Source organism: Desulfopila inferna (assembly GCF_016919005.1).
Classification (GTDB): Bacteria; Desulfobacterota; Desulfobulbia; order Desulfobulbales; family Desulfocapsaceae; genus Desulfopila_A; species Desulfopila_A inferna.
The window spans coordinates 1-419 of record NZ_JAFFQE010000051.1 but is presented as its reverse complement, the minus strand read 5'-3'; the positions used below and the strand labels follow the sequence as shown (position 1 = coordinate 419).

The window sequence follows — 419 nt, the reverse complement described above, 5'->3', positions numbered from 1 at the left end:
GCCGTCATCTACTTTGAAATCGTCACGACGATTGCGTTGGCGCTGGGCATTGCACTGGCCTATCTGTTCGGGCCCGGCCACGGCATGAATGTGGATCCGAAATCGCTCGATCCGGCGGCCATGGCGTCGTACATGACGACCGCCAAGCAGGTGGAATCGACTGGCGTTGCAGCGTTCTTCCTCAAGCTGATTCCCGATACGTTCGTCAGCGGCTTCGTGAAGGGCGACATCCTGCAGGTGCTGCTGGTGTCGATCCTGTTCGGCTGCTCCCTCTCGCTGCTGGGAGAGCGGACCAAGCCGCTGGTCAACCTGATCGATCAGCTCTCCCATGTGCTGTTCCGCATGATGGCCGTGATCATCCGCCTGGCGCCGCTGGGCGTGCTGGGCGCGGTGGCCTTTACCGTCGGCAAGTACGGCGC

General features: G+C 62.1%; 1 protein-coding gene. It reads left to right on the top strand.

Features of this window, described 5'->3' with window-relative positions; translation table 11 throughout:
• Positions 1–419: cation:dicarboxylate symporter family transporter (locus JWG88_RS21400; protein ID WP_205235851.1), on the top strand; the 419-nt coding region annotated here is incomplete at both ends.